The organism is Mesorhizobium sp. B1-1-8 (assembly GCF_006442795.2).
Classification (GTDB): Bacteria; Pseudomonadota; Alphaproteobacteria; order Rhizobiales; family Rhizobiaceae; genus Mesorhizobium.
Genome location: NZ_CP083956.1, coordinates 446612 through 458497 on the forward strand (window position 1 = coordinate 446612; position 11886 = coordinate 458497).

An 11886-nucleotide genomic window follows, 5' to 3' on the forward strand; every position below is an offset into this window, starting at 1 on the left:
GAATCTAACGGCCGCCGGACGACGTGGCGGCCGTCAATGCCCGAAGGACAGCGCCGGCGCGATGCGATCGCGCCGCAGCCAGCGCGCCAAAAGCAGCGCCGCCACCACGGCCAGTCCGGACGCCAGGCCGATCCAGATGCCGACGCCGTTGAAGCCGAAATGGAAGGCGAGCAGCACGCCGAGCGGCAAGCCCACGCCCCAATAGCCGATCGCGGCATAGATCATCGGCACCTTGGTGTCGTGCAGGCCGCGCAGCATGCCGGAGGCCACCGCCTGCGCACCGTCGAAGATCTGGAACAGCGCGGCAAAAACCAGGAACGACACGGCAAGCGCGATCACCCTGGTATTGGCCGGATCGGCAAGATCTATGAAGGCGCTGATCAAAAGCTGCGGCCACAGGATCATCACCAGTCCCATCAGCGCCATGAACGAGACGCCGATGACAAAGGCGGTCCAGCCGGCGCGCGAAACGCCTTCCGGATTGCCGGCGCCGTGGGCGAGGCCGACACGTACCGTCACCGCCTGGTTGAGGCCGAGCGGCACCATGAAGGATATCGAGGCGATCTGGATGGCGATGGCGTGGGCAGCGAGCGAATCCGCGTCGATCAGGCCCATCAGCAGTGCGGCCGCATTGAAGATCGTCACCTCGAAGGCGAGGATGCCGGCGATCGGCAGGCCAAGTCTGAGCAAACCGCGAAAGCGCGGCCAGTCGGCGCGCCAGAAGCGGCCGAACAGGCGGTAGCGGCGGAATTTCTTCTCCAGCAGGACCACCGCAGCCAAGCCGGCGAACATCAGCGTGCTGGAGAGCGTGGTGGCGAGACCCGAGCCGGCAATGCCCATCGAACGGATGCCGAGATTGCCGAACATGAACACCCAGTTGAAGAGGGCGTTGCAGGCGACGGCGACGAAGACGATGACCAGCGCCCAGCCCGGCCGCTCCAGCGCCGAGATGAACGAGCGCAGCACGATGTAGGCGTAGAAGGGCAGCACCGCCCATTCGAGCCAGCGCAGATAGATGCCGGCCTGATGCGCAAGGTCAGGCTTCTGGCCCATCGCCAGCAGCACCGGCTCGCCATGCCAGAGAAAGATCCAGATCGGGATCGCGATCAGGATCGCCAGCCACAGGCCTTGGCGTACCGTGCGGCGCAGGTCGCGCACTGAATGGCGGCGGCGGCCGAGCTCGGTCGCCATCATCGGCGAGGTCGCCAGCATCAGGCCGAGCCCGAAGATCAGCGGCATGAAATAGAGGTTGGTGCCAAGAGCGCCGGCGGCCAGCGTATCGGCGCCCAGTCGACCCATCATCATGACGTCGGTGGCAGTCATCGCGGTCTGGCCGAGATTGGTCAGCACCATCGGCCAGGCAAGCGCCAGCGTCGCCCTGATTTCCTGACGCCAAAGATTTTCCGGCGCGCGAGCGCCGGCTTCGATCGCAGACATTGTTCCGCTCTTTCAGATCGCGGCGCGTCGGGTCCTTGCCCGGAATCCGCGGTGCAAACGGCAAAACCTTCGGTTTCGCGGCGTTTGCGTCGTCTCTTGAACGAAATGCGACATGAAGGCAAGGGAGGAGGCGCGAGCAGCTATTGAGCCAGCGCCGCGTTCACTTGCCGACCGGGGACTGCTACGGATTGCCGGAGCAGGCGGACCGGCGCAGTGCCGGGAGGTGAGGATGCCGTTCAGACGAAGAAAGAACACGGCCGCGATCCCGCGCACGGTACCCGCCTTCGAGCACATCGTGACCGAAGCGAGCGACAGTTTTCTGTGGCGACTCGATGATTACCCTTGGGAGCGCAATGTCTGGAACTTCCATCCCGAATACGAAATCCATCTCTTGCGGAAATCGTCGGGCGTCGTCCTGGTCGGCGACCATATCGGCGAGTTCGGGCCGGGCTACCTGACCATCGTCGGCGGCGGGCTGCCGCATGACTGGGTGACAGCGGTGCAGCCCGGCGAGTTGATCGAGGGCCGCGATATCGTGCTGCAGTTCGATCCCGAACGGCTGCGCGGCTCGGCCGGGCTGCTGCCGGAACTGCGCGAGCTGGAACCGTTCCTGGAGCGCTCGCTGCGCGGCATGGTCTTCCACGGCCAGACCGCGCTCGACGGCGCCGAGCTGATGGAGAGAATGGGCGAGGTGCATGGGCTGGCACGGTTACGTCTGTTCCTCGAGTTACTCGACCTTCTGGCCGCCACCGATGAATACGAGCTCTTGTCGTCGCCCGACTTCTCCCCGCTTCTCGACGCGGAATCGCTGGACATCGTCCAGCGTTCTCTGACCTATCTGTTCCAGCATTTCGCCGAGGATTTGAAGCTGCCAGACGTGGCTCAATTGGCCGGCATGAGCGAAAGCGCCTTCTCGCGCTTCTTCCAGAAGAACACCGGCAACTCGTTCAGCGACCATGTCGCCAAGCTCAGGCTCTGGCAGGCCTGCAAGCTGCTCGCCGATACCGAGATCCCGATCACCGACATCTGTTTCCAGGTCGGCTACATGAATATCTCGAACTTCAACCGCGCCTTCCTGCGCAAGCACAAGATGACGCCGTCATCCTATCGCAAGCTGTCGCGGCAGCGGCTGACGCTGCGGGCCTGATCGAGCCGGAAGCGGCTGCGCTTGATGGAGCTGATACTCGTGTGACGGGCGGACTCTGCCGGCGCCTTTTTTTGCGCCGCACAATGCATAAAAGTACAGGTCTGCTGCAACGGGGCTTCTAGTCTCTGCCTTTCCAACTGCTCATTTTGGCGGCGGGTAGAAAGTCGACCAGGCGACGGTGAGGGTCGCTTGGTCCGAGGACCTGCCGCTTTCGCGAGTGTTCCTGGAGGAGAAAAACCAAATGAATTCAAACCGGCTCGCTGCCAGCCTCGGCGCAGCGTTCGTGCTTACCGCTTCCGTATCAACCGCAGCACTGGCGCAAGCGCCGGTCTGCTCGGCGCCGGTCAAGGTGCTGGCGCAGCCGCGCGACGGCTTGACGCTCCTGGAGAACTCCAAGGACGAGTTCAAAAAACTCTCCGGCGCCTCGTTCCAGATCGATTACCTCAACGAGAACGACCGCCGCGCCAAATCGCGCGCCGATGCCTCCACCGTCGGTAATTACAACGTCTACTATGTCGACGAGGCCAATGTCGCGCTGTTTGCGTCCTCGGGCTGGATCGTGCCGCTGACCGACTATTATCCGACTGACTATGACTACGCGGACTTCGATCCGGGCCGCCAGAAGGTCGCCACCTATGACGGCAAGGTCTGGTTCGCGCCGCTGACCGGCGGCGGCGACCTGATGGTCTACCGCAAGGACGTGCTGGAAGCCGCCGGCATCCAGCCGCCGAAGACGCTGGAGGAGCTGATCGCCGACGTGCCGAAGCTGACCAATGCCGACAAGGGCGTGTACGGCATCGCGCTGCGCGGCGCGCGCGGCTCGGGCGCCAATGTCTGGCGCTGGATGCCTTTCTTCAAGGCCTATGGCGGCAAGTGGTTCGACGGCGACAAGCCGGCCTTCAATTCGGACGCCGCCGTCAAGGCGACGGAGACCTATCTCAAGCTGTTCAAGGACTCGGCCCCCGGCACGCAGACCGGCAGCTGGGATGAATCGACCGGCGCCTTCCTCTCCGGCCAGGTCGCCATCCTCGTCGAATCGACGCCGCTGTCGGGCATGGCGGTCGATCCCAAGACTTCGCAGGTGGTGGGCAACGTTGGCTTCCTGCCGCCGCCCTCGCCGCTGCCGGGCGGCGGCTACGGCCACGGGCTCGCCATCGGCACCAAGGCCAATGCAGACGACGCCGCGAAGAAATGCGCCGGCCTGTTCATCGCCTGGGCGACCTCGAAGGAGAACGAGAAGCGCCGGCTCGATGCGCATCAGTTCGGCGAGTTGAACCGCACCAGCATCCTCTCCAGCAAGGAATTCGCCGAGATCTACGGCGCCGACCTCGGCAAGGCGCTGGCCGACACCGGCAAGGTGACGGCGGTGAACTTCTGGCAGGATCCGCGCTGGCCGGATCTCGGCGACCGCTGGGGCATCATCCTCGAGGAACTGGTCACCGGCACCCGCACCGACATCAAGGGCGGCCTCAACGAGCTTGAGGCCTATGCCAACGAGCTGGTGAAGAAGAAGTAATCCTCCCGCCCGCGGCGCGGTCTCCGGCATTCGTCGGAATGCCGGAGATCCGTGCGCCGCGGGTCACGCCAGCGGTCCAAGGCATCCGCGATACCCCGAGGATAGGCAATGCGCCGACGCTCTTCCCTGCCCGTCACATTTCTCGTTCCTACCCTCGCCATCCTTCTGGTGCTGTCGATGGTGCCGACGCTCTACGCCATCGTGATCGCCTTGCAGAACCGCGAGCTGAGTTCGCCGGGCTATTCCTGGGTGTGGTTCTCGAATTTCGCCGATCTCTTCCTCGACCGCCGTTTCCTCAACGCCGTCTGGGTTTCGGTGAAATGGGAGATCGTCACCGTGGTAGCGACGATGGTGGTGGCGGTCGGGCTGGGTGTGCTGATGTTCGAGGTCGCCGGCCCACGCCTGCGCAATTTCTACTGTCTCCTGTTCATCATCCCGGTGCTTTTGCCGCGCGTCTCGGCTGGCTTCGTCTGGAAGTTCGCCTATCACCCGCTCTACGGCATCGCCACCTATCCTTACCGGCTCGTCACCGGCGGGCTGATCTTCGATCCGCTGTCCAAGCCCGGCACCGCATTGTTCGCCGTCGCTTCGGTGGACGTCTGGCAATGGGGGCTGTTCTTCGCCGTCATCGTGCTGAAGCTGCTTGAAACCTTGCCGCCGCAACCGATCGAGGCGGCCAGGCTCGACCACGCCAAGCGCTGGCAGATCCACGCCTATGTCACCTTGCCGATGCTGAAGGCGCCGCTGATCAGTCTGATGTTTGTCAAGATGATCGAATCGCTGCGCTCCTTCGACCTGATCTATGTGATGACGCGCGGCGGACCCGGCGTCGCGACGGAGACGCTCGACATGTACGCCTTCTCGCAAGGCTTTATCGAGTCCGGCAAGGTCTCCTATGCTTCGGCGATGGCGGTGCTGATGATGATCGCGACCGTCATCACCTTCACCATGCTGTGGAAGCGGGTGCAGGCATGAAGCCATATCCGATAAGGCTGGGCCGGCTGATCGCCAAGGCCGTCCTAGCGCTGGCCGGATTCCTGGCCGTGTTCCCGCTTGTCTGGACGGCGCTCAACGCGCTCAAGAACAATGTCGACATCATCACGCGCGTGCCGAAGGTGATATTCACGCCGACGCTCGCCAACATCAGCTATATCCTCGGCCGCGACAGCGTGCTGACCGGGCTCTACAACTCGGTCGTCGCCTGCGGTTCGGCGGTGCTGATCGGCGTCGTGCTCGGGCTGCCGGCGGCCTATGCGGTGGCGCGCTACCCAAACCGCTTCGCCGGCGACATCCAGTTCTTCGTGCTGTCGCTGCGCTTCCTGCCACCGGTGGCGGTAGCCATTCCGCTGATGGTGATCTGGCTGCAGGTCGGGCTCTACGACACTTTGCCGGCGCTGGTCGTCACCTATTCGCTGCTGACCATCTCGGTCATCATGTGGCTTGCCATTCCGGCCTTTCAGGGCGTCCCGAAGGAGATCGAGGAAGCCGCCTTCGTCGACGGCTACGGCGCCTATTCGGTTTTCTGGCGGATCGCGCTTCCCGTCGCGGCGCGCTCGCTCATAGGCGCCATCGCCTTCAGCTTCGTGCTGGTCTGGAACGAATTCCTGATTGCGCTGATGCTGTCGAGCTCCAACGCCAAGACGCTGCCGATCGTGGCTTCCGAGCTCTCCCAGCAAGGCATGAACGTGCCGTGGGGAATCCTCAACGCTTCGGTTGTGCTTCTGTCGCTGCCGCCGCTTTTGTTCCTCGGCGTTTTGAGCGGCTTCCTGAATTCCGTTTTCCGGCAAAAGAAAAGTTGATGCGAGGATACCCGATGCGGGCACTGGTGCTTGAGAAAAAAGGCGAACTGTCGCTGCGCGAGATCGCGCTGCCGCAAGACGTCGGACCTGACGACGTCAGGATCGCCATCCACACGGTCGGCGTCTGCGGCAGCGACGTGCATTACTACACGCACGGCGCCATCGGCAGCTACATCGTGCGCCAGCCGATGGTGCTCGGCCACGAGGCATCGGGAACGATCGTCGAGGTTGGTGCCAATGTCACGAATCTCAAGGTCGGCGATCGTGTCTGCATGGAGCCGGGCGTGCCTAACCTTTCGTCACGCGCGACTAAGCTCGGCATCTACAATGTGGACCCGGACGTCCGCTTCTGGGCAACGCCGCCGGTGCATGGGGTGCTCGCGCCCTACGCCATCCATCCGGCGGCCTTCACCTATAAGCTGCCGGATAATGTCTCCTTCGCCGAGGGCGCGATGGTCGAGCCCTTCGCCATCGGCATGCAGGCGGCAACGCGCGCCCGCATCGTGCCCGGCGATGTCGCCGTCGTCGTCGGCTGCGGCCCGATCGGCATCATGATCGCCTTGGCCGCGCTGGCGGGCGGCTGCTCCAAAGTGCTGATCTCGGACTTCTCCGCGCCCAAGCTTGCGATCGCCGCCCAGTATCCCGGCATCGTGCCAGTCGATATCGGCAAGCAGTCGCTGGTCGACGCAGTGCGGGACGCGACCGACAGTTGGGGCGCCGACATCGTGTTTGAGGCGAGCGGCAATCCAAAAGCCTTCGCAGATCTGTTCGACACCGTTCGGCCGGGTGGCGCGGTGGTGCTGGTCGGGCTGCCTGTCGAGCCGGTCAGTCTCGACGTGCCGGCGGCGATCTCGAAGGAGGTGCGCATCGAGACCGTGTTCCGCTACGCCAACATCTTCGATCGCGCGCTGCAACTGATCGCTTCCGGCAAGGTCGATCTCAAGCCGCTGATCACCGGCACTTATGATTTCGGCGACAGCATCAAGGCCTTCGAGCGGGCGGCTCAGGGCAATCCGCAGGACGTCAAGCTGCAAATCCTGCTTACCGGCGAGAAGGGCTGACCGATGTCCGCCATCACCTGCTCCCATGTCGACAAGGCCTATGGCGCCACGACCGTCATCCGCGATCTCAACCTCTCGATCGAGGAGCACGAATTCGTTGTGTTCCTCGGCCCGTCCGGCTGCGGCAAGTCTACGCTGCTGCGGATGCTGGCCGGGTTGGAGGACATCAGCGGCGGCGAGGTGTCGATCGGCGGCAAGGTGGTGAACGATCTCGACCCTGGCGACCGCGGCATTGCCATGGTGTTCCAGAACTACGCGCTTTATCCGCACATGACGATCTTCGACAACATCGCCTTCGGGCTGAGGCGGCAGAAGGTGCCGGCGACCGAAATCCGGAAGCGGGTCGAGACGGTTTCGAAGACGCTCGGGCTCGAGCCCTATCTCGGCCGCAAGCCGAGCGAGCTTTCTGGCGGCCAGCAGCAGCGCGTGGCGATCGCGCGCGCCATGATCAAGACACCCAAAGTGTTCCTGTTCGACGAGCCGCTGTCCAATCTCGATGCCAAGCTGCGCAACCATATGCGGGTCGAGATCGCACGGCTGCACCAATCGCTGAAGACGACGACCGTCTATGTCACCCACGACCAGCTCGAGGCGATGACGCTGGCCGATCGCATCGTGCTGTTGAAGGACGGCGTGATCGAGCAGATCGGCTCGCCGGCCGAGATCTATCGCCGGCCGGGCAATCTGTTCGTAGCAGGCTTCATCGGCACGCCGAACATGAATTTCATCGAGGTGACTGTGGGCGGGGCAGAGAACGGGTGGGCGCTGACCGGCGCCGGGACGGTTCTTTCGATCGAGGGCCGGGGATTCCATCTGCAGCATGGCGATCGCGCGGTGCTCGGCATTCGGCCTCCGGACCTGAAGACGGCAAGCACCGATGGAAATCGCACCCTGCTGCTGGGCACGGCCGACCTTATCGAGTTCCACGGCAATGATGCGCTGGTGACGTTCGGCTCCGGCGGCAAGGAGATCAGCGCGCTGGTGCCGGCCCGAGAATGCCCAGACCTGCGCGCGCCTGTCCGCTACACGTTCAACGAGAAAAGCATTCACCTGTTCGACGCAACGACGGGCATGTCGCTGCGCAAATAACCGGCTAACTTATCGCGTCGAGCGCCTGCCGCTGGCGATGCATCTCAAGGAAAATCCGGTAATCGCGGTCGAACTTCGAGCTGGCGGCCGGGTTGGAGCGCCGTGTCTTGCCGCCTTGCTGCATGGCGACGCAGGCCGCGTTCAGGTCCGGAAACAGCCGGGCGGCGGTGGCCGCCACCATGCCGGTGCCGAGCAGCACCGCTTCGTCAGCCAGCGGCTCGATTACCGTGCAGCCGGTGGCGTCGGCATAAAGCTCCATCAGCAGCGGGTTCTTGGTGTGGCCGCCGGTGACGTGCAGCGTGTCGATCAGGTAGCCGTTCTCGTTCAGCGCCTCCAGCACGTGGCGCACGCCGAGCGCGATGCCGACAGCGGTGCGCCAATAGAGCTTGCACAGGCTGTCGAAGGAGGAGTCGAGCGTCAGCCCGCTGACGACGCCGACGGCATGCGGATCGGCCAATGGCGAGCGGTTGCCGTGGAAATCTGGCAGCACATGCAGTCTTGCGGCGAGGCCGTCGCCTTCGGCGGCGCGCAACTCGGCGACACGCTTGGCGATCCTGGCATGCATCGCCGCATCCGGCTCGCCGCCGGCGCCGTGCCAGCGGATGATGTGGTCGAGCAGCGCGCCGGTCGCCGACTGGCCGCCTTCCGACAGCCAGAGTCTTGGCAGCGCAGCGCCATAATATGGCCCCCAGACGCCGGCAAAGGGCTGCGGATCGGGCGACATTGCCATAACGCAGGAGGATGTGCCGGCGATCAGCGCCAGGTGCCGGCTGATGTTCTTCTCGTCGCCGGCAAAGCCGCCCAAAACACCGAGCGCGCCGGCATAGGCGTCGATGACGCCGGCGCCGACGCGGCATTTTTCCGTCAGGCCAAGCTCGGCCGCCGCCTGCGCGGTAAGCCTGCCGATATCGGCGCCGACCGGGCTCGCCTTTTCGGGAAGGTTGCCATGCTCGAACAGGTCGCCCAAGCCGACGAGCTCGAAGAAATCGCGCCGCCAGCTCGTCTCCTCATGCGCGAGATAGGTCCATTTCGCGGTCAGCGTGCATTGCGAGCGGGCGAGCGAGCCAGTCGCCTGCCAGGTCAGGAAATCGGTCAGGTCGAACAGATAGCCGGCTCTATTCCATGTCTTCGGCAGATGGCGCTTCAGCCACATCAGCTTCGGCGTCGCCATTTCCGGCGACATGACGCCGCCGATATAGTCGAGGACCGCATGGCCGCTGTCCGTGCATTCGTCGGCCTCGGCGATGGCGCGATGGTCGAGCCAGACGATGGTGTCCCAGCGCTTCTCGCCGGTGACCGAGACGCTGAGCTGGCCGCCCTGGCTGTCGCGCACGACCAGCGAGCAGGTGGCATCGAAGGAGATGCCGACGACATCCTCGGCAGCGACACCGGCCTTGTCGCGCGCGCCGCGCGCGGCGGCGCAGACCGCCGACCAGATATCGCGCGAATCATGCTCGGCGTGATCGGCCTTGGGCTGGTGCATGGCGATCGGCCGCTCGGCGCGGCCGAGCAAGGTGCCGCGAGCGTCGAGAATGCCCGCGCGAGCGCTCCCGGTGCCGACATCGACCGCGCAAACGAAGCTGTTCGTCAAGGTGCTCTTACTCTCGCTCCCAGGTCTGCAATCAGATCCGGCAATTGCAGCATGTCAGCGAATATAAAGTCCGGCTCACTCGACGCAAGCCGCGCTTTCAATGCGGGGTTGCCGGCATGCGAGCCGCCGGTGAAGGCAAAGACGCGCATGTCCGCCGCACGGGCCGCGGCGATGCCGGCCGGACTGTCCTCGATGACCAGGCATTGGCGCGGATTTGCCCGCATGGCGGCGGCGGCGTGGAGGAACAGGTCAGGCGCCGGCTTGCCGCGCATGACCATGGTGGCGCTGAACAGATGCGGCTCCATAAGCCCGAGCAGCCCGGTGACGTCGAGCGCGTAGCGGATGCGTTCCAGCGTGCCGGAGGAAGCGACGCAAAAGGGCAGGCCGAGCTTCGGCAGCATCTCCTGGACACCGGGGATCGGCTTCAGCTCCTCGCGGAATTTGCGCATCAAATCGACGCGCATGGCGGTCAGATGCCGGTCGCTGATCTCGATGCCGAAGTCGCGGCCGAGGATCTCACGCACACTCTTCATGCTCCTGCCGAGGAAATGCTCGTAGGCGGCGTCTTCGCTCAGCGCACCGCCGGCGAGCTCGATCATGCCGAGCAGCGCCGAGACCGACAGCGCCTCGCTGTCGACCAGCACGCCGTCACAGTCGAAGATGACCAGTTCGGGCGTCATCGCTGCTGCTTCCAGCGGGCTTCAGAGCTTGCCGGCGAGGTAGCGCGTCAGCGTCTCGCGCGCGCCGTTTGCCCACAGCACGTTGAGCGCGTGGGCGAAGGCCTCGGCGAAAGCGGCCGAGCGGCCGACATCGCCATAGATGTCTTCCATGGCAAGCCAGGCGCCGGGTGCATCCTTGGCGGCCTTCGCGGCCGTCTGCAGCCGGTCCCAATTAGGGTCGTTCGGTTCGGTGACGGCGCCGCTGTCGGTGGTGCCGAGGCAGTAGCGGCACCAGAGCGCCGATTCCAGCGCCAGACCGGCGACGCCCTTGCCCGCCTTCAGCCGGTCGGCAATGGTCGGGATGATGAATTTCGGCTGCCGGTTGGAGCCGTCAAGACAAAGCCTGCGGATGGTGTCGCCGATCTTCGGGTTGGAGAAGCGGCGCTCGATGAGCTGATAATAATCCTCCAGCACCGTATCCGGTACCGGCGGCACGGTCGGGATGATCTCGTCGCGCTCGAGCTTGGCGAGGAAGCCGCGCACCAGCGGTTCCTGCATCGCCTCATGGACGAAATGGATGTCCATCAGCCCGGCCGGATAGGCGATTGCTGCATGGCCGCCGTTGAGGATGCGTATCTTCATCAGCTCATAGGGCGCGACATCCTTGACGAACTGCACGCCGACCTTTTCCAGCGGCGGACGGCCGTCGGTGAAATGGTCTTCCAACACCCATTGCCGGAACGGCTCGCAGAACACCGGCCAATTGTCCTCCAGCCCGAAATCGCTGGCCAGGATGGCACGTTCGCGGTCGGTGGTGGCCGGCGTGATGCGGTCGACCATGCCGTTCGGAAAGGCGACATTGTCCCTGACCCAGTCGGCCAGATCCTCGTCGATCAGCCGGGCGAGGCCGATGACGCCATCGGAGGTGACATGGCCGTTATGAGGGATGTTGTCGCAGGACATGACGGTGAACGGCACGATGCCGTCGGCGCGCCGGCGCACAAGCCCGGCAAGGATGATGCCGAACACGGTCTTCGGTACGGCACCTGGCTGCGCGTCGGCGACGATGTCGGGATGGGTCGGGTTGAACACGCCGGAGGCCGGGTCGATGAAATAGCCGCCTTCGGTGATGGTCAGCGAGACGATCCTGATCGCCGGGTCGGCGAGCTGCTCGACAATGGCCGCCGCATCGCCAGGCATCAGGAAATCGACCATAGCGCCGGTGACGTGGGCGCTCATATGGCCCTGGTCCTGCTCGACCACGGTGGTCAGCCAGTCCTGTTCCTCAAGCTTCGAGCGGCCGACCTTCTCGCCCTCGAACACACCGGCGCCGATCAGCGCCCAGTCTTGGCCGATCCCCGAGTTGAATAGATCATCGAGATAGACGGCCTGGTGCGAGCGGTGGAAATTGCCGACGCCGAAATGGACGATGCCGGCCTTCAGCGCGGCGCGGTCATATCGCGGACCGGAGACGTTGGAAGGGAGTTTGGCGAGGTTTGAGGAAGAGAGTTTCACGGTCATCTGCTTTACCCTTTGGCCGAAAGCTGGCCCGACAATTCCGGCGCCGCCGGTGCTTCGGGAGAGTGA

The 11886-nt window shown here is 64.4% G+C and carries 10 protein-coding genes; 6 read left to right on the top strand and 4 right to left on the bottom strand.

The genetic code is table 11. From position 1 onward, the window contains the following. Positions 1 to 33: 33 nt before the first annotated feature. Positions 34 to 1437 (bottom strand): MATE family efflux transporter, encoded by a 1404-nt coding sequence (locus tag FJ974_RS02005; protein WP_140531304.1) that lies wholly within the window; start codon positions 1435 to 1437, stop codon positions 34 to 36. 229 nt (positions 1438 to 1666) lie between these two features. Between FJ974_RS02005 and FJ974_RS02010 the strand changes: the two genes are divergently transcribed. The 6 genes from FJ974_RS02010 to FJ974_RS02035 all read left to right on the top strand — a co-directional run bounded on the left by FJ974_RS02010 (position 1667) and on the right by FJ974_RS02035 (position 8049). Next, positions 1667 to 2584: an AraC family transcriptional regulator gene (locus FJ974_RS02010; RefSeq protein ID WP_140531301.1), complete on the top strand. Its 918-nt coding sequence runs from the start codon at positions 1667 to 1669 to the stop codon at positions 2582 to 2584. A 241-nt stretch (positions 2585 to 2825) separates the two neighbouring features. Beyond that, complete coding sequence (locus FJ974_RS02015; protein ID WP_140531298.1) at positions 2826 to 4100, top strand: ABC transporter substrate-binding protein; 1275 nt, start codon at positions 2826 to 2828, stop codon at positions 4098 to 4100. 108 nt (positions 4101 to 4208) lie between these two features. Beyond that, positions 4209 to 5075 (top strand): carbohydrate ABC transporter permease, encoded by an 867-nt coding sequence (locus FJ974_RS02020; protein WP_140531295.1) that lies wholly within the window; start codon positions 4209 to 4211, stop codon positions 5073 to 5075. Continuing rightward, entirely contained in the window at positions 5072 to 5899 is an 828-nt protein-coding gene (locus tag FJ974_RS02025) for a carbohydrate ABC transporter permease (RefSeq protein ID WP_181177035.1), read from the top strand. Before FJ974_RS02020 ends, FJ974_RS02025 begins: the two co-directional genes overlap by 4 nt. A 14-nt stretch (positions 5900 to 5913) precedes the next feature. Next, positions 5914 to 6960 carry an NAD(P)-dependent alcohol dehydrogenase gene (locus FJ974_RS02030; RefSeq protein ID WP_140531292.1) on the top strand — a complete coding sequence of 349 codons (1047 nt, stop codon included), beginning with the start codon at positions 5914 to 5916 and terminating at the stop codon, positions 6958 to 6960. A gap of 3 nt (positions 6961 to 6963) precedes the next feature. Next, entirely contained in the window at positions 6964 to 8049 is a 1086-nt protein-coding gene (locus tag FJ974_RS02035; RefSeq protein ID WP_140531289.1) for an ABC transporter ATP-binding protein, read from the top strand. Positions 8050 to 8053: 4 nt separating this feature from the next. Here FJ974_RS02035 and FJ974_RS02040 read toward each other — a convergent pair whose 3' ends face one another. The 3 genes from FJ974_RS02040 to FJ974_RS02050 are packed head-to-tail and all read right to left on the bottom strand — an operon-like array spanning position 8054 to position 11820. Next, the gene (locus tag FJ974_RS02040; RefSeq protein WP_140531286.1) at positions 8054 to 9640 is read right to left on the bottom strand and encodes an FGGY-family carbohydrate kinase; all 1587 of its coding nucleotides are present in this window, start codon (positions 9638 to 9640) and stop codon (positions 8054 to 8056) included. Further along, positions 9637 to 10320 carry an HAD family hydrolase gene (locus FJ974_RS02045; protein WP_140531283.1) on the bottom strand — a complete coding sequence of 228 codons (684 nt, stop codon included), beginning with the start codon at positions 10318 to 10320 and terminating at the stop codon, positions 9637 to 9639. The genes FJ974_RS02040 and FJ974_RS02045 overlap by 4 nt, the downstream gene beginning before the upstream one ends. A gap of 21 nt (positions 10321 to 10341) precedes the next feature. Beyond that, a complete protein-coding gene (locus tag FJ974_RS02050) occupies positions 10342 to 11820 on the bottom strand; it encodes a mannitol dehydrogenase family protein (protein ID WP_140531280.1) in 1479 nt (492 codons plus the stop codon). Positions 11821 to 11886 lie beyond the last annotated feature (66 nt).

Bases quoted from the DNA above. Each gene is read 5' to 3' on its own strand.
- FJ974_RS02005 (WP_140531304.1), bottom strand. From the start codon at position 1,437: ATGTCTGCGATCGAAGCCGGCGCTCGCGCGCCGGAAAATCTTTGGCGT.
- FJ974_RS02030 (WP_140531292.1), top strand. From the start codon at position 5,914: ATGCGGGCACTGGTGCTTGAGAAAAAAGGCGAACTGTCGCTGCGCGAG.
- FJ974_RS02045 (WP_140531283.1), bottom strand. From the start codon at position 10,320: ATGACGCCCGAACTGGTCATCTTCGACTGTGACGGCGTGCTGGTCGAC.
- FJ974_RS02015 (WP_140531298.1), top strand. From the start codon at position 2,826: ATGAATTCAAACCGGCTCGCTGCCAGCCTCGGCGCAGCGTTCGTGCTT.
- FJ974_RS02020 (WP_140531295.1), top strand. From the start codon at position 4,209: ATGCGCCGACGCTCTTCCCTGCCCGTCACATTTCTCGTTCCTACCCTC.
- FJ974_RS02025 (WP_181177035.1), top strand. From the start codon at position 5,072: ATGAAGCCATATCCGATAAGGCTGGGCCGGCTGATCGCCAAGGCCGTC.
- FJ974_RS02050 (WP_140531280.1), bottom strand. From the start codon at position 11,820: ATGACCGTGAAACTCTCTTCCTCAAACCTCGCCAAACTCCCTTCCAAC.
- FJ974_RS02010 (WP_140531301.1), top strand. From the start codon at position 1,667: ATGCCGTTCAGACGAAGAAAGAACACGGCCGCGATCCCGCGCACGGTA.
- FJ974_RS02035 (WP_140531289.1), top strand. From the start codon at position 6,964: ATGTCCGCCATCACCTGCTCCCATGTCGACAAGGCCTATGGCGCCACG.